Annotated in this window: 18 protein-coding genes; 11 read left to right on the top strand and 7 right to left on the bottom strand. The window is 66.2% G+C overall.

Annotation, left to right across the window (positions count from 1 at the left end):
- From RB2654_RS20020 to RB2654_RS20030, 3 genes are all read right to left on the bottom strand, one after another.
- On the bottom strand, positions 1–1,279 hold a 1,279-nt coding region (locus RB2654_RS20020; RefSeq protein WP_008335202.1), incomplete at its 3' end, for a UdgX family uracil-DNA binding protein.
- Positions 1,279–2,511 carry a putative DNA modification/repair radical SAM protein gene (locus RB2654_RS20025; RefSeq protein WP_008335204.1) on the bottom strand — a complete coding sequence of 411 codons (1,233 nt, stop codon included), beginning with the start codon at positions 2,509–2,511 and terminating at the stop codon, positions 1,279–1,281. The genes RB2654_RS20025 and RB2654_RS20020, both read right to left, overlap by 1 nt.
- A 77-nt stretch (positions 2,512–2,588) precedes the next feature.
- Positions 2,589–4,214 carry a long-chain-fatty-acid--CoA ligase gene (locus RB2654_RS20030; RefSeq protein WP_008335205.1) on the bottom strand — a complete coding sequence of 542 codons (1,626 nt, stop codon included), beginning with the start codon at positions 4,212–4,214 and terminating at the stop codon, positions 2,589–2,591.
- A gap of 100 nt (positions 4,215–4,314) precedes the next feature.
- On the opposite strand from RB2654_RS20030, the gene RB2654_RS20035 reads away from it, so the two are divergent.
- Positions 4,315–4,968 carry a sulfotransferase family 2 domain-containing protein gene (locus tag RB2654_RS20035; protein ID WP_008335207.1) on the top strand — a complete coding sequence of 218 codons (654 nt, stop codon included), beginning with the start codon at positions 4,315–4,317 and terminating at the stop codon, positions 4,966–4,968.
- Between the two features lie 206 nt (positions 4,969–5,174).
- Positions 5,175–5,828, top strand: coding sequence for a Hint domain-containing protein (locus RB2654_RS20040; protein ID WP_161600709.1), 654 nt, complete (start codon positions 5,175–5,177; stop codon positions 5,826–5,828).
- Between the two features lie 159 nt (positions 5,829–5,987).
- On the opposite strand, the gene RB2654_RS20045 is transcribed toward RB2654_RS20040, so the two are convergent.
- The 3 genes from RB2654_RS20045 to RB2654_RS20055 all read right to left on the bottom strand — a co-directional run bounded on the left by RB2654_RS20045 (position 5,988) and on the right by RB2654_RS20055 (position 7,975).
- Positions 5,988–6,485, bottom strand: coding sequence for a hypothetical protein (locus RB2654_RS20045; protein WP_008335210.1), 498 nt, complete (start codon positions 6,483–6,485; stop codon positions 5,988–5,990).
- A 320-nt stretch (positions 6,486–6,805) separates the two neighbouring features.
- On the bottom strand, positions 6,806–7,513 hold the full coding sequence (locus tag RB2654_RS20050; RefSeq protein ID WP_008335212.1) for an NUDIX hydrolase: 708 nt from the start codon (positions 7,511–7,513) through the stop codon (positions 6,806–6,808).
- Between the two features lie 33 nt (positions 7,514–7,546).
- Positions 7,547–7,975, bottom strand: coding sequence for a DUF983 domain-containing protein (locus tag RB2654_RS20055; RefSeq protein ID WP_008335213.1), 429 nt, complete (start codon positions 7,973–7,975; stop codon positions 7,547–7,549).
- 223 nt (positions 7,976–8,198) lie between these two features.
- On the opposite strand from RB2654_RS20055, the gene RB2654_RS20060 reads away from it, so the two are divergent.
- From RB2654_RS20060 to RB2654_RS20075, 4 genes are all read left to right on the top strand, one after another.
- Complete coding sequence (locus RB2654_RS20060; protein ID WP_008335215.1) at positions 8,199–8,861, top strand: EF-hand domain-containing protein; 663 nt, start codon at positions 8,199–8,201, stop codon at positions 8,859–8,861.
- Between the two features lie 86 nt (positions 8,862–8,947).
- Positions 8,948–9,535 (top strand): RNA polymerase sigma factor, encoded by a 588-nt coding sequence (locus RB2654_RS20065; RefSeq protein ID WP_008335217.1) that lies wholly within the window; start codon positions 8,948–8,950, stop codon positions 9,533–9,535.
- Complete coding sequence (locus tag RB2654_RS20070) at positions 9,522–9,917, top strand: hypothetical protein (protein WP_008335219.1); 396 nt, start codon at positions 9,522–9,524, stop codon at positions 9,915–9,917. Before RB2654_RS20065 ends, RB2654_RS20070 begins: the two co-directional genes overlap by 14 nt.
- Complete coding sequence (locus RB2654_RS20075; protein WP_008335222.1) at positions 9,914–10,438, top strand: periplasmic heavy metal sensor; 525 nt, start codon at positions 9,914–9,916, stop codon at positions 10,436–10,438. Before RB2654_RS20070 ends, RB2654_RS20075 begins: the two co-directional genes overlap by 4 nt.
- On the opposite strand, the gene RB2654_RS20080 is transcribed toward RB2654_RS20075, so the two are convergent.
- The gene (locus tag RB2654_RS20080) at positions 10,435–11,805 is read right to left on the bottom strand and encodes a diguanylate cyclase (RefSeq protein WP_008335223.1); all 1,371 of its coding nucleotides are present in this window, start codon (positions 11,803–11,805) and stop codon (positions 10,435–10,437) included. The two genes, RB2654_RS20075 and RB2654_RS20080, sit on opposite strands and share 4 nt — an antisense overlap.
- A 98-nt stretch (positions 11,806–11,903) precedes the next feature.
- Here RB2654_RS20080 and RB2654_RS20085 point away from each other — a divergent pair, with 98 nt between their 5' ends.
- From RB2654_RS20085 to RB2654_RS20105, 5 genes are all read left to right on the top strand, one after another.
- Positions 11,904–12,182 (top strand): DUF3572 domain-containing protein, encoded by a 279-nt coding sequence (locus tag RB2654_RS20085; protein ID WP_008335224.1) that lies wholly within the window; start codon positions 11,904–11,906, stop codon positions 12,180–12,182.
- A complete protein-coding gene (locus tag RB2654_RS20090; protein WP_008335225.1) occupies positions 12,179–12,871 on the top strand; it encodes an HAD family hydrolase in 693 nt (230 codons plus the stop codon). Before RB2654_RS20085 ends, RB2654_RS20090 begins: the two co-directional genes overlap by 4 nt.
- Positions 12,872–13,033: 162 nt before the next feature.
- A complete protein-coding gene (locus RB2654_RS20095; protein ID WP_040885339.1) occupies positions 13,034–13,642 on the top strand; it encodes a heme NO-binding domain-containing protein in 609 nt (202 codons plus the stop codon).
- Complete coding sequence (locus RB2654_RS20100; RefSeq protein WP_008335227.1) at positions 13,639–14,664, top strand: GGDEF domain-containing protein; 1,026 nt, start codon at positions 13,639–13,641, stop codon at positions 14,662–14,664. The genes RB2654_RS20095 and RB2654_RS20100 overlap by 4 nt, the downstream gene beginning before the upstream one ends.
- A gap of 166 nt (positions 14,665–14,830) precedes the next feature.
- Positions 14,831–15,505 carry a response regulator gene (locus RB2654_RS20105; RefSeq protein ID WP_040885340.1) on the top strand — a complete coding sequence of 225 codons (675 nt, stop codon included), beginning with the start codon at positions 14,831–14,833 and terminating at the stop codon, positions 15,503–15,505.
- Positions 15,506–15,626 lie beyond the last annotated feature (121 nt).

The raw sequence follows: 15,626 nt of genomic DNA on the forward strand, positions 1-15,626 counted from the left end.
TCCGGCCCCGTCGTTTGAGGAGGTCTTTCCGGCTGCCCGTGAGGCTTTCGAGCGCCGTGGCGCCGAGGGCGACGACAAGGTCGGGGGACACGCGTTCGCGTTCGAAGTCGAGCCACCATCGGCAGTGGTCGATCTCATCCCGGTTCGGCGCCTGATGCAGCCGCCGTTTGCCGCGCGGGGTGAATTTGAAGTGTTTGACCGCGTTGGTGACATAGGCCGTGTCACGCGCGATCCCTGCGCTGGCGAGGGCGCGGTCGAAAAGCTGGCCCGCTGGACCGACGAAAGGGCGACCTTCGAGGTCTTCGCGGTCACCGGGCTGTTCGCCCACGAACATCAGGGGCGCATCCGCGGGGCCTTCGCCGGGAACGGCCTGCGTGGCGTTGGTGTGAAGCGGGCAGCGGGTGCAGGCGTCGAGCGCGGCGTGGAAGCGGTCTTGCGAGGCCGTGAGCGCCTCCTGCGCCTGGGCCACGCGGGCCACGACCTTTTCGGCGCGTGCGGGGGCGAGGGTGGGCGCGGCTTCGGCCATTTCGCGGGCGCGGGTCTGAGCGGTGGCGATGAGGTCGGGGATCAGCCCCGCCTCCGGCATGTTCTTCCAGTATTTCTTGGGCATCTCGGCCTGCATCGCCTTCGGTTTCAGCCGGGCCGGGTTGAAGATCGATCGGAAATAGGTGCGCCAGAGATCCTCGGCCGCGTCGCCGGGCAGGTCGGGGCGCGGAGCGGGATCGGTGAAGGTGAGCCTGCCGGAGGCGAAATGCGCGGTCAGGTCGGGGGTGAAGATCGACCAGTCCATGTCGCCGAACCGTTTGGCGAAAAAGGGCGCGGCGAGTTCGAGGATCGGGTGCGACGGCTCGAACCAGGCCGCGAAACGGCGGCGTTCGGTGTCGGAGCCCAGATCGCGGAACCGGACGAAGGCGTGCATCTTGTGGCGGTCGCGCCCGACCTCTTTCGCGAGCGCGTTCAGTTTCGCCGAACGCGGGTCGCCCCGGTCGGCAAGGAAACCGCGGTCGGTTTGCAGCGCCCAGAGCGCGGCGTAGAGGCGGGCGAAGCGTTCGGGGTCCGAATGAAACACCACCAGCCGCGCCAGGGCGACGAAAGACTTCGGCACGGTGATCTGCGCGGCCTTCGCAGGGGGCGGGGTGTCCGCGGCGAACAGATCGCGCGCTTCGGTGCCGCGAGACCACAGGATCGCCTCGGGCGGCGTGCGCGCCGTCAGATGTGCGCGGGCGGCGTCGCGCCATGCGTCGTAGACCCCGGTCTGTGGCAATGTGACGTGATGCATCAGAACAGGCTCAACTGCTCGGGCGGCGGGGCGAAGCGCGCCTTGAGGTCCGCCGTGTCGAGGTTGCGTGGCCGCCAGTCGAGCGTGGTGAGGAAGGGGCGGGCGTTTTTCAGGTTCGCGCCCATCCGCACGAGGTCGTCGTAGCGCAGCGTGCGGTGGCGCCGGGCGGCGAGGATGCGTTTCACAGTCTTGGTGCCGAGGCCGGGGACGCGCAGGAGCGTTTCGCGCTCGGCCCGGTTCACGTCGACGGGGAAGGCGTGGCGGTTGGCCAGCGCCCAAGCGAGCTTGGGGTCGATGGTCAGGTCGAGGTTGCCGTCTGGCCGCGCCGAGGTGATTTCGCCCACGTCGAAGCCGTAGAACCGCATGAGCCAGTCGGCCTGATAAAGCCGGTGTTCCCGCACGAGGGGTGGCGAGATCAGCGGCAGGGCGGCGGACGCGTCGGGGATCGGCGAGAAGGCGGAGTAGTAGACGCGTTTGAGGCCGTAGCTTGCGTAAAGCCGGGTGGAGCTTTGCAGGATCGTCGCGTCGGTCGCGCCATCCGCGCCCACGATCATCTGGGTCGACTGGCCGGCCGGTGCGAATTTCGGTGCGCGGCGGCCAGTGTGGGTCTTGTCGCCCGCGGTCTCCTTGCGCAGGCGAACGTCGGCCATCGCCTTGCGGATGCGGGCGGGGGATTTCTCCGGCGCGTAGGATTTGACCGCGGCGTCGGTGGGCAGTTCCACGTTGATCGACAGGCGGTCGGCATAGCGCCCCGCCTCGTCCAGAAGGTCGGGCGAGGCGTCGGGGATGGTCTTGAGGTGGATGTAGCCGCGAAAGCTGTGATCCTCGCGCAGCATGCGAGCGATGCGCACCATGTCGGCCATCGTGTCGTCCGGGGTGCGGATGATGCCGGAGGACAGGAACAGCCCCTCGATGTAGTTGCGGCGGTAGAACTCGAGCGTGAGGGTGACGACCTCTTCTGGTGTGAACCGCGCACGGGTCACGTTGCTGCTGACACGATTCACGCAATAGGCGCAGTCGTAGATGCAGAAGTTCGTCATCAGGATCTTGAGCAGGCTGATGCAGCGCCCGTCCGGCGCATAGGCGTGGCAGATGCCGGAGCCGGTGGTCGAACCGATCCCTTTGCCGTCGCGCGAGTCGCGCCTCTGGCCCCCGCTGGAGGCGCAGGAGGCATCGTATTTCGCGGCATCGGACAGGATCGCGAGTTTCTGGTCGAGGGTCAGCGTGGCCATGTGTTCACCATATGTTCACGTTCCTGCCCGGACAATCCGGGCAGGCGGTGACATTTTAGTGAACGTAAGAGTCTCGCTTACAGATCGGCGACCATTTTGCGCAATTCGAACTTCTGGATCTTGCCGGTCGACGTCTTGGGCAACTCGGTGAAGACGACCTTTTTCGGGGTCTTGAAGCCCGCAAGCTGGGCGCGGGTGTGGGCGATCAGCTCCTCCTCGGTGACCTTGGCGCCTTCCTTCAATTCGACGAAGGCGCAGGGCACCTCGCCCCATTTCTCATCCGGTTTGGCGACCACGGCGCAAAGCGCCACGGCGGGGTGATGCATCAGCACATCCTCGACCTCGACCGACGACACGTTCTCGCCGCCCGAGATGATGACGTCCTTCGCGCGGTCGGTGATCTTGATGTAGCCGTCGGGGTGCTGGAACGCGATGTCGCCGGAGTGGAAATAGCCGCCCTTGAAGGCCTTGGCGGTTTCCTCGGGGTTCTTGAAGTAACCCTTCATCACCACGTTGCCGCGCGCCATGATCTCGCCCACCGCCTCACCGTCCCACGGCACCTGCTGCATCCGGTCGTCGAGGACCGTCACCTCCTCCATATCCGCGTGACCCACGCCCTGACGCGCCTTGATCGCGTAGCGTTCGGTGTCGGGCTTGTCCTCCCACTCGTCTTTCCAGAGCGTCTCGGTGATGTGGCCGTAGGTCTCGGTCAGGCCGTAGACCTGACAGACGTGGAACCCCAAAGGCTCGATCCCCGCCAAAACGGCGGCAGGGGGCGGGGCGCCTGCCGTGTAGACCTCGACCGTGTGATCGAAGGCGCGGCGGTCGGCCTCTTTCGCGTTCACGATCATGCCCAGAACGATGGGCGCGCCGCCGAAATGGGTCACGCCCTCGTCCGCGATGGCGTCGTAGATCGCCTTGGCCGTGATGTCGCGGCAGGTGACGATGGTCGCGCCGACGGCGGGCATGGTCCAGGTGTGGCACCAGTTGTTGCAGTGAAACAGCGGCACGATGGTCAGATAGCGCGTCTTGGGTGTCAGCGCCCATGCCACCGCGACGCCCATCGTGTGCAGGTAGGCACCGCGATGGGAATAGACCACGCCCTTGGGGCGGCCCGTTGTGCCGGAAGTGTAGTTGAGCGCGAGGCTTTCCCACTCGTCCTCGGGTATGATCCAGTCGAAACCGGGGTCGCCGGAGTCCAGAAAATCCTCATATTCCACGTGGCGTCCCGTGGCTGGAAAGCCCGCTTCGGGCGCGGCGACTTCCACCACCTTGGGTTTGGGGCCATTCATCTGGGTCAGTGCCTTTTCCACGACCGACAGGAACTGCGTGTCGCACAGGACGACTTTGGCCTCGCCGTGTTCAAGGATATAGGCGACGGTGCCGACATCGAGCCGCACGTTGATCGTGTTCAGGATCGCGCCGGCGGCGGGCACGCCCCAGCTCGCCTCGACCTGCGCCAGCGTGTTGGGGATGACCGTCGCGACCACGTCACCGGGGGCGACGCCGTTGCGCGCGAGGGCAGAGGCAAAGCGGGTGGCCCGTTCGAAGGTCTGGCCCCAAGTAAACCGGCGGTCGGCATGGACGACCGAGGTGCGTTCGGGAAACAGCCGGTTCGCGCGCCGGATATGCGACAAGGGCGTGAGCGGCACGAAGTTTGCCGCGTTCTTGTCCAGTCCGGTCTCATCCTTGAGCCAACCCATGATGTCCCTCCCGTAAAACCTCGGACCCCGATTAGGGCGGATCGGCCCCGCGCGGTCAATCCGGGTTTTTTCGTATGCGCCGGGGGTTTATGGTCGGCCCATGATCTTTTCACGCGGCCGCCGCTACATTTTCGTCCACGCGCCCAAGACGGGGGGCACGTCGCTGGCCCTCATGCTCGAGGATAAGGCGATGAAGGACGACATCATGCTCGGCGATACGCCGAAAGCGAAGAAGCGGCGCGGCAAGGTGAAGGGGATCGAGACATCCGGGCGGCTGTGGAAGCATTCGATGCTCTCGGATCTTTACGGGCTGGTGACGCAACAGGAGATGGAGGATTTCTTCGTCTTCACCCTCGTGCGCAACCCGTGGGACCGGATGGTGAGCTACTATCACTGGCTTCAGGCGCAGAGCTTCGATCATCCGGCGGTGGGCAAGGCCAAGGCGCTGGCCTTCGAGGATTTCGTGACCGACCCGATGATCCTGAGGTCGATGGAATTGAACCCCTATGGCCGCTATGTCGAGGATCAGGACGGGATCGAGCGCGGGGACCATTTCATACGGCTCGAGCACTTGCGCGACGATCTGGAACTGGTCGAGGCCACACTTGGGGTGAAATTTCACGAAATTGCCCATGAAAACGCCTCGAATCGGGGGCGCGACTATCGAAGTGCCTACGATCAAAGGGGCCGCGAGGCGGTGGAAAAGGCCTGCGCCACCGATATTGAGCGGTTCGGCTACCGGTTCGACGGGTAAGTCTGTCGCGCTTGGGGCGACAATGCGGCGGTCTGTGCCGGGATCGTGCGAGAATCCGCAACATTGACTAAAATTCACCTTATTTCTGCCCGAGAATCTGCCCTGAGCCTTTCCAGTCTGTGAACAAGCGACGAGGCCACATGGGCTGCCACCCGGTCTTGTCGCGATCGAAGACTGGGGAATGACCGATGTTCGGGATGCACGACATGCGCGACACAAGCGCCAGCCGCCAGCGGGCGGGGCGTTCCGACGACGTGTCGGGCGAAGCCTACCGCACCACCGGCCTTGTCGCCGGCACCCGGATCGCAACCGCGATGGGATGGCGGGCGGTCGAGGCGATCGCGGTCGGTGACCTCGTCCTCACCTTCGACAACGGCCTGCAACCGGTCGTCGCCGTGACCCGCACGCCGGTCGCTACACCCCTGCGCCCCTCGTCCCAGACCATGCCCGTCGTCGTGCCCGCCGGGGCCCTCGGCAACGCGACCCCCATGACGCTCACAGCCGAGCAGCGGGTCGTCGTCGAAAGCGACGCCGCCGAAGACCTGTTCGGCGATCCCTTCGCGGTGCTCAAGGCCCGCGATCTGGTGGGCTACGCCGGGATCGCGCAGGATGTGGCGCAGGTGCACGACGTCCTTACACTCCATTTCGCCGAGGATCAGGTTCTGCATGCCGATGGCGGCGCGCTGATCGTGGCCACGGCGGATATCCCTGGCGAGACGACGCTCGCCTTCCTGACCAGAACGCCGAAACCGGCACCCTATGCAACCTATGACGGTCTGGCCGCTCGCATGCTCGTGTCCGCCATGACCGACCCGGATGCCCGGCTGGGGGAGGGGGGGCTTTTGCGACCCGCCGCCTAGAACGGGCCGCGACGCGCGCCTTCCGCACCCTCGGCGCGCGTCGCGATTTCCCTTAGACCTTACCGAGTTTTTCGCGCTCGTTCCTGCCCCCCCATATCACCAGCGCGAAATGGCCCCGTCCGACCCCCTTGCCGGACGGGGCCTTCTTATATCCGGGGGTCAGTGATGGAACCGTTGTGTGGGGAAGGCGATGATGCCGTCATCCGAAAGCTGTTTCGAGGCATGGGACGACCCCGCGCGAGCGGCTTCGATCAGGTCGCGCACGCCTTCGGGCGGATGGCCCGTCGCGGCGGCGATCACGTCGCGCATATGCGGGAACGAGTAAGCCTGTTCGGTGAGAGCGGCGGCGCCATAGGCGGTCTGGCCGAGACCGGAGTAATGGCGCAGCGATCCCCCGGCGCGGCGCAGCCGTCGTTCGAAGATCGAGCAGGCGATGAGGCAGCAATCCGCAAGGCCCCGCAGTTCGCGCGCATCCGCCCGTCGGTCCATCGCCGAGACCACCCGGATCGTCAGCCCGTCGACATGCACCTGTTCGCGCATGTAGCGGGCGAGGGTGATCGCTATGTAGTGCCGCAAGGTATCGGTGAGCGTAATGCCCGTTTCCTGCATTCCATCGCCGACAAGGTCGTTGGCGGCGGCGACCAGCGCATCCTGCATCACGTGACCTCCTGTTCTTGCCTTTGGGTCCGTGCAGTCTCAACGCCGGACCATGGGAAAAAGGTTAACGCGCCGCCAAATTTGATCAAAAGAATTTTTCCGAGTGTGGCGAATGTGTTGCGGGATTGCCCGCGCCCTGTGCGCCTATGCCCGAAAGCCGTGCGGTCTGTGGACGGTGGCAAGCGGAGCGGGCGTGCGCCCGCGCATGTCTTGCGCGGGTCCGCCTGCGGCAGACACCGCGCGGGTGGGGGAGGCCAGCCTCCCCGCGACGTCGGCACGCCGCCGTCGCCCCCTCCGAGGTTTCTGGAAACGAAGAAGGATCAGGCGAGCGGGCTTTGGCCGCCGAGCCGGATGAAAAGCGACTCTTCCTCGTCGTTCTTGAAATAGGGCACCGATGCGGGGGCATCGAGATCGGGAAGGCGGCCCGCGATTTCGGCGAGCACGACCTGCGTGATGAACGGCAGGTCGAAATCGCGCACGTCGCTGAGTGGGATCCATTGAAGGTGGCTGAGTTCGTCTTCGGCCCGCGAGAAGTCGTCCGGATCGGTCTTGATCCGGGCCGCGTCGGCCACGAAGAACCGCGCGTCGAACCGGCGCGAGCGTCCCGGCGGCGTGATCGCGCGGAACACGAAGGCGAGCCCGTCCGGCGAGGGCAGGTAGCCCGCCCTCGCGAAGCCTTCCCATGTCGGCGGCGGGGCGGTCGGCCAGTCGCCGGGGGTGCCGAGGATCTGCCCGGTTTCCTCGAAAAGCTCACGGATCGCGGCGGCGAGGAGTGCGGGGCCGATCCCGTCCTTGGCGTCCTCACCCAGTCGGGTGCGGCAGGGCTCGGCCCCCTTGTCGCCCAGCGGCAGACCGTGATCGGCCTTGTCGACCGCGCCGCCCGGAAAGACGAACTTGTTCGGCATGAACGCGGCCTTGGCACCGCGCTGGCCCATCAGGACGCGCGGCTTCGTGTCCGCGTCACGGATCAGCACGACGGTGGCCGCGTCGCGGATCACCTTGGATTTGTCGATGGTCTCGGTCGCCATGGGCCTCCCTCGCGCGGGGGGGAAGCGCCCGCGTCAGTTTTCGCTCTTGGCCTCGGGCGGGGCGAAGCCATGCATCCGCTTGGCCCACTGCACCCCCACCATGAGGCCCTTGAACCTTGGCAGAAGGTAGAGGGAGAGCGCAACCGCGAGGATGGCCAGAACCGAGAACAGCACCATCGGATCGGGGCGGAAGATGGTGAAGCCGTAGTGGAAGAACGGCACCATCAGGTGACCGACCACGAGAATGGTGAGATAGGCCGGGCCGTCGTCGGCGCGTTGGTGATGCAGTTCCTCGCCGCAGACCGGGCAGGTCTCGCGCACCTTGAGGTAGCTTTTCATCAACGGGCCGGTGCCGCACTGCGGGCACTTGCGCCGCCACCCGCGCCAGACGGCGGGTTTCAGCGGGCGTTCGTCGCCGGTGTCGGTGGCGCGTGCCAGATCGGCGGTCGTCGAGGCGTCCATGCGTGTCTCTCAAAGTGGTCTGTTCGCTTTGGGTTTACCTAGGGACTTCGCGCCGGGTTGCCTATGGCGCGATATGTCGCGCCGCCCGGATCGGCGGAATGATGCGGGTTTTTTTTCGTCATGTGCGACGGAACCGGGCAGGGTGCCCGTTTGAAGGTCATTCAGGGCGCGAGAAACGCCCGGCTTCAAGGCAGGACACCTTGAACCCCGAGAGGAGTAAGACATGAAACGAGCACTCAAGATAGCGGGCTACGGCCTTTTGACCGCATCGGCCCTGACGCTGGCCGCAACCGGCGTGGCCTCGGCCAAGCCCGGCGGGCATCGGTCGGACGACATGCGCGGCATGATGCGCGGGCCGCAGATGAGTTTCGCCGAACTCGATGCCAATGGCGACGGGGCGCTTACGCCCGAAGATGCCGTGCAACGCGCGAGCGAGCGGTTCGCCGAGGCCGATGCCGACAGCGACGGATCGGTCACGCTTCAGGAGCTGACCGATGCCGGTGTGGCGCGGTTCGAAGAGAAGTATCAGCAGCGCGTGAACGCCGCGGCGCCGGGCGAAGTGCCGGGGCGTCCGTCGGATGCGCAGGTTCTGGCGCGGGCCGAGAAGATGGCGAGCGGTCTGCTCCAGCGCGCGGATACCGACGGGAACGGCGCGATCGACGAGGCCGAGATGCAGGCGATGCCGGGTCTCGACCGGCTGATCGCTCGGGCCGATACCGACGATGACGGTGCGGTTTCGGAAGAGGAGTTCGATGCGGCACGCCAGAAGGTGCTTTCGCGGATGGACCGGTTCGAAGAGCGCGGCGGGCGTGAAGGCCAATCGATGCGGGACGGTCACGGCCCGCGCGGGGGCGAGCGGATGCCGCAGATGCCCGACCGGCACTAAGAGTTGCGTGACCGGGGCGGGCCCCTTCGGGGGCCTGCCCATCCGGATTGCGCGCGTGAAGGGGACAGAGTTTACTACCGGACGCGATGGATATGGCATTCGACCAAGCCCGAGACGTCTCGGACGAGGCGCTTCTGGTCGCCTATGGCAACGGCGACCGTGAGGCGGCCCGGCTTCTGACCGCGCGCCTTGCGCCGCGGGTGCTGGGGTTCGCCGCGCGTATGCTGGGCGGCGACCGGGCCGAAGCCGAGGACGTGACGCAGGAGGCGATGTTGCGCCTGTGGCGCGTCGCGCCGGAGTGGCGGCAGGGCGAGGCGAAGGTGACGACGTGGTTGTTTCGCGTCGCCTCGAACCTGTGCACCGACCGGTTGCGCAAGCGCCGAAGCGTGGACATCGACAGCGTGGCGGAACCCGAGGACGATGCGCCGGGGGCCGTGGCGGGGCTGATCGAAGCCGACCGGGCGCGGGCGCTCGAAGGGGCGCTGGCGCAATTGCCGGACCGGCAAAGGGAAGCGGTGGTGCTCAGGCATCTCGAGGGGCTGACGAACCCCGAGATCGCCGAAGCGATGGAGATCAGCGTCGAGGCGGTCGAAAGCCTGACCGCCCGGGGCAAAAGGACGCTGGCCGGGATACTCTCCGGCCGGCGCGAGGAGTTGGGATATGGCTCGGATTGACGAAAACGGTCGCGACGACGCGATGCTGGACGAGTTCTTCGAAGCGGGGCGGGCCGACGCGCCCGTGCCGTCCTCGGATCTTCTGGCGCGGATCATGGCGGATGCCGAGGGCGAAGCGGTCGCGCGCGAACATGTAAAGCCCGTGTCGCGCAGCCGGCGCGGATTGTTCGCGGCGCTGGCGGCGGTGATCGGAGGATGGCCCGCGCTCGCCGGAATGGCCACGGCTGCGGCGGCGGGGGTCTGGATCGGCGCGGCCCAGCCCGAGGCGCTGACCGTGTTGACGGGTGGTGTGCTTTCCACCTCGGCGTCGGACTTTGAACTGGAAGAGATTTATCCGGGCTATTCGGCCTATGTCACTTATCAGGAGGCGATGTCGCAATGAGCGGGACAGACACATCGACGCGGCGCGGGTTTCCGATCTGGGCCAAGGCGCTTCTTGCCGTATCGCTCGCGCTGAACCTGCTTGTGGCGGGTGTGGTGGTCGGGGCGCGGTTCGACGGTGACGGGCCGAAGGGTCCGCCGGGCCGCTCGACACGGGATGCGCGGTCGTCCTTCGATCCTGCGCTGGGCCCGTTCTCGCGGTCGCTGCCCGATCCGTACCGTGAGCAGGCCGTCCAAGCGTTGCGCGAACGGGCGGGGGATTACCGCGACAACCGGGCGCAACTGGCCGATCAACTGGCCACGATGCTGACGATCCTGCGGGCGGAGGAGTTCGACGAGGAGGCGCTGCGGGCTGTCATGGCCGCGCAAACCGAAGTGTTCGAACGGCGTGGCGAGATCGGGCGCGACGTGGTCGTGGAGCAGATCGCCGCGATGTCCGCCGACGAACGTGCGGCGCTGGCGGCGCGTATGGAAGAGGGGTTCAAACGGGCGATGGACCGGGCCAAGCCGCCGAAACGCTAGGCCGCGCTGCGTTCGGGCGCGCAGGTCACGATGTTGCGCCCCCCGGCCTTGGACACGTAAAGCGCCCGGTCGGCCTGATCCCACAACTCGCGCGGGTTGCTTATCGAGTTGGAACACAGCGCCATGCCGATGGACAGGGTGACCGAAATCGGGGTCTGTCCGTCACGGGCGTCGACCGGGGTATCGGCGACGGCGGCCCGCAGGCGCTCGGCGGTCAGCCGCGCCTCGTCCCCGGTGGTGTCGCGCAGCACGACAAGGAATTCCTCGCCCCCGATGCGCGCGACGAGGTCGATCTCGCGCAAGGTGGCTTTCAGGCGGCGCGCGGTCTCCACCAGCACGTCGTCGCCGGCGAGATGGCCGAAGCGGTCGTTGACCGATTTGAAGTGGTCGAGGTCCAGCAACAGCATGGCGCAGGATCGGCGCGTGGCCCCATGTTCCTTCTGCATCCGGGCGAGGTAGCCGTCGGCGTAGCGGCGGTTGAACAGCCCCGTGAGCGGATCGCGCAACGCCTCGTCCAGTTGATCCTCGACGCGGGCGCGCAGCCGGTCGGTTTCCCGTTTCCGGTCCAGAAGCCGGTCCAGACGCGCGACCAGTTCCGCGCTGGAGAAGGTGCCGCGCATCACGGCGTCCGCCCCGAAGTCGAAAGCCATGTCGGCGGTGTCGTCACGGTCGCGTGGCGTGTGCAGCAGGACGAGCGCGTGGCGCGTCGACGGTCGGGCGCGCAATTCCGCGACAAGCCCAAGCGCCGCGCCGGGGTTGCCCGGTGTCAGCGCGATGACATAGGCATCGCCCTCGGCCTCCGGTTCCAGCGCGGTCGCAGACGTGGCGAGCGTCACCTTGGCACCCGAGGCGGCGGCGATCCGGCTGCGCCAGCCCGGCCCCTCGGTCGCGGTGGGGGGGACCACCGTGATGCGGGCGCGTGGCGCGAACCCGGCGGATGCTTCGGCGAATGCGTCGGCTGCGCCCAGGGGCTGACGGCGCAAAAGCTCCTCCCGCTCGGCGCGTTTGCGGGTCAGGTTGCGCAGAAGGGCGAGCAGAAGCGCCTCGCCCGGAAGGTCGGTCAGGCATTCCTCGGCCCCAGCCTCCAGCGCGGCGATCCGGGCCACCCTGTCGTCGGCCGCGCCGTAGATCACGACGGGCACCTCGGCCAGATCGGGCCGGGCCTTCAGGGCGCGGCAGGCGGCGATACCGCCACCGGGAAAGTCGATGTCGATCAGGATGACATCGGGTTTGTCGGCGATGGCGCGCGCCAGCAGCTCGTCCCGCGTGCGCGCCTGTGTCACGCTGTGCCGCGCCGCCGCCAGCCGCGCCTTGAGCGCGATCCGGTCGGTGACGAGGTCGTCTGCGATGATGATGCGTCCGCCCATTCTTTTCTGCTCGATTTTGTATTAAGTGCTCCGCGATTGGGTAATCTTTGCCCAAGAAGTCTTAACAAAGGGTTTCTCCCGGTCGGGATGAGGGGCAGATGAAGCAGGAAATGGCCGAAACCATCGGTTTACAGGCACTTGGCTGGCTTGCGGGCAACGATGACCTGCTCCCGGTCTTTCTGGGTTCGACGGGCGGTGACGTGGGCGCGTTGCGGGAAGGGGCAGGTGATCCGCAGTTCCTTGCCGCCGTGCTCGACTTCATCACGATGGACGATGCCTGGGTCGTGGCGTTCTGCGATGCGTCCGGGCTGGACTATGCGCAGCCGATGCAGGCCCGGCAGGCGTTGCCCGGCGGGGGCGAGGTGAACTGGACATGAACCGCAAGGTGGATGCGATCCTGTTCGACAAGGATGGCACGCTGTTCGATTTCGATGCGACCTGGACGGTCTGGGCGAATACGGTCATCGAACGTCTTGCACAGGGCGACCCCGCGCTGGCGGACGCGATCGCGGAGGCGGTCGAGTTCGACCGGGCCACGGGCCGGTTTCGGGACGCATCGGTCGTGATCGCCGGGACGCCCGACGATGTCGCCAAGGCCGTTGCGCCGGTTCTGGGCATCGCGCCGGATGTGCTGATCGGTGGCATGAACGCCGCCGCCGCGACCGCGCCGATGGCCGAAGCCGTGCCTTTGGTGCCGCTTCTCACGGGACTGCGGGCCAAGGGCCTCAAACTCGGCGTGGCGACCAACGATGGCGAGGTTCCGGCGCGTGCGCATCTGGGAAGCGCAGGCGTTGTCGAGGCTTTCGATTTCATCGCCGGGTCCGACAGCGGCTGGGCGCCCAAACCGGACCCGGCCATGTGTCTGGCCTTTGCCGAGGCCATGAACCTAGCACCGCACCGGATCGCGATGGTCGGCGACAGCCTGCACGATCTTGTCGCCGCCCGCGCAGCCGGGATGCACGCGGTGGCGGTGCTGACGGGTCACGCCGATGAGCGCCGACTCACCGGACATGCGGATGTCGTTCTGCCCGACATCGGTTACCTCCCCGGTTGGTTGGGGTTTTGAGCGCACCACCTGAGGTGGATCGCGTTAACCTATTGATAACATTTGTTTTGAATTCTGGGCCGAGAACGCCGACTTTGCGCGCGGTCGGTGCTTCGTTCGCCTGATTTTTCCGGTTTCTTAACCCCGCAACTCTAGTCTTAAGACTTAATTGAGGGTTCCAGCATGCATGGCATTATTTGCCGTTCTTTCGAAATGTTCGTGAGGTCCGCCTACGGGGCGGAGCTATGGGGCGCGGCGCTGGATCAACTCGACCTGCCGTTCGACGGGTTCGAGACGATGTTCCAATACGACGACCATCTGGCGGATCGTCTCGTGTCCTGCTGCGCCATCCTTCTGGGCAAACCGCGCGACACGCTTCTGGAAGACTTCGGAACCTTTCTCATCACCGCAACGCCGTCCGGGCGGGTGCGCCGCCTGCTGCGGTTCGGCGGTCTCGACTACGAGGATTTCCTGCATTCGCTGGAAGACCTGCCGGGCCGTGTCGCGCTCGCGGTTCCCGATATCGGCCTGCCGGATCTCGTGCTCTACGAAATCGAACCCGGACGCTTCGAACTCGCCTGCCGAAGCAAGGTCAGGGGCGCAGGGCATGTCATTGCGGGGCTCTTGCGGGCGATGGCGGACGACTACGGCGCGCTAGTGCTGCTCGACCACGTGGGCCGCCGCCGAAGTGTCGAGATCATCGACATCCATCTTCTCGAATCCTCTTATTCCGAAGGGCGCGGCTTCGATCTGAGCGAAGGCGGGCTGACGGCGGGGGGGCAGGTCGGATGAACGACATGACACCGCTGCGCGTGACCGTTTCGGGCCGCGGACTGGATCGGCTCATGCCCCTGCACCTGCTGCTCGATATGGAGGGGCGCATCGTGCAGGTCGGCCCCACGATGGCCAAGGTTCTGCAAGGGCAGACCTTTCTCGGCCAGCGGATGCTGGACCTGTTCGACCTCAAACGCCCGCGCGAGGACGAGATTTTGGCGCTGCTCGAAAAGGGGGCGACCGGCAAGGTGCTGCTGCGCCTGCGGGCCTATCCCCAGACGCAATTCATCGGAAGTGCGGTGACCTTGCCCGACCACGCGGGTGTGCTGGTCAACCTGTCCTTCGGCATCTCGACCTTCGACGCGGTGCGCGATTTCCGGCTCGCCGGCTCGGATTTCGCGCCGACCGACCTGACGCTCGAACTGCTCTATGTCGCCGAGGCGAATGCGGCGGCGATGGCCGAGAGCCGGGCCTTGAACGAACGGTTGCACGGAGCCAAGCAACTCGCTGAATCCGAAGCGCATACGGATGCGCTGACCGGGCTGCGCAACCGGCGGGCGCTGGATCAGGAACTCCACCGGCTGATCGAACGCCGGGTTCCGTTCACGCTCGCCCATCTCGATCTCGATTTCTTCAAGTCGGTGAACGACACGCTGGGCCACGCGGCTGGCGATTTCGTTCTGGGTCAGGTGGCCCGCGTTCTGGTGGAAGAGACGCGAACGAACGATGTGGTCGCACGGGTCGGCGGCGACGAATTCGTCCTCCTTTTCATCGGGTTGACGGATCGGGAGCGGATTTCGGCGCTCGCGGGTCGGATCATCGGACGGCTTGAGGAACCCATGCCGTTCCATGGCACGCCCTGTCGGGTGTCCGGGTCCATCGGCCTCGTGCTGTCGACGCAATACGAGCGGCCGGATGCCGAACGGATCATGGCGGATGCGGATACGGCGCTCTACGCGTCGAAAGAGTCGGGTCGGTCGCGGTTCACCTTCATCAACCCGAAGATCGGCACGATGGAATATGGTCCGAGGGCCGGGTGATCGCCCTAGATCGTGGCCTGAGCGGCGCCAGATCGAACACCGCCCCGCGGTCCCGAACCTCTCCGACCTTTCGCCAATATGAGGCGGGATCGTGCGTTGCTAGCCTCGATGCGTGACGAATGGGTGGCGAGGCGACCTCCGCGACCCGTCGCAGGCGACCGCAACCATGACGGAGGGGGCCTTGAACTCAGCTATGATCGTCGACGATCACCCGCTGTTCTGCGACGCACTTTCCATGACGCTCAGGGCCTCGATGGGGATCGAGCATGTGGTGACGGCGGGCACGCTGGAAGCGGCGTTGGATCACCTCGCCCGCGACACGGCCCCGGATGTCATTCTGCTCGACCTGAACCTGCCCGATGTTCACGGTCTCGAAGGGCTGGTCCGGCTCGTGAAATCCAGCGCCGAGACGCCCGTCATCATCGTCTCGTCCGAGACCGAGCCGCGCGTGGTCCGGTCGGCCATTCGGGTCGGCGCGGCGGGATATGTGCCCAAACATTCCTCGCGCGACACCTTTCGGCTGGCCCTGACCCAGATCATGCGCGGCGAGGTCTATGCGCCCGAGGTCGCGCTGTCTCATCAGTCCGCGAACGCGCCGCTCACGGCCCGCGAAGACGCGCTCGTGCGGATTTCTCACCTGACCCGGCAACAGGCGCGCATTCTCCAACTCATCTGCGCGGGGCAGATGAACAAGCAGATCGCATATGAGTTGTCGATTGCCGAGACGACGGTGAAGGCTCACGTCACCGCGATCATGCGAAAGCTCGGGGTGCAAAGCCGAACGCAGGCCGTGCTGATCGCGCAGGAGGCGAATTTCAGTTCGCTGCTTCAGGACAACTGAGGCCGCGCGGCTCCAGCCTTTTGAGACAATCCCCCGGTTTTTCGCACAGGTTCAGGATATCCTGAAGGTCGCTGGACCTTGGTCGTATAGGGCGCGCTGCGGGGCGGGAGTAGCGTCGCCC

It is taken from the genome of Maritimibacter alkaliphilus HTCC2654 (assembly GCF_000152805.1).
GTDB lineage: Bacteria > Pseudomonadota > Alphaproteobacteria > Rhodobacterales > Rhodobacteraceae > Maritimibacter > Maritimibacter alkaliphilus.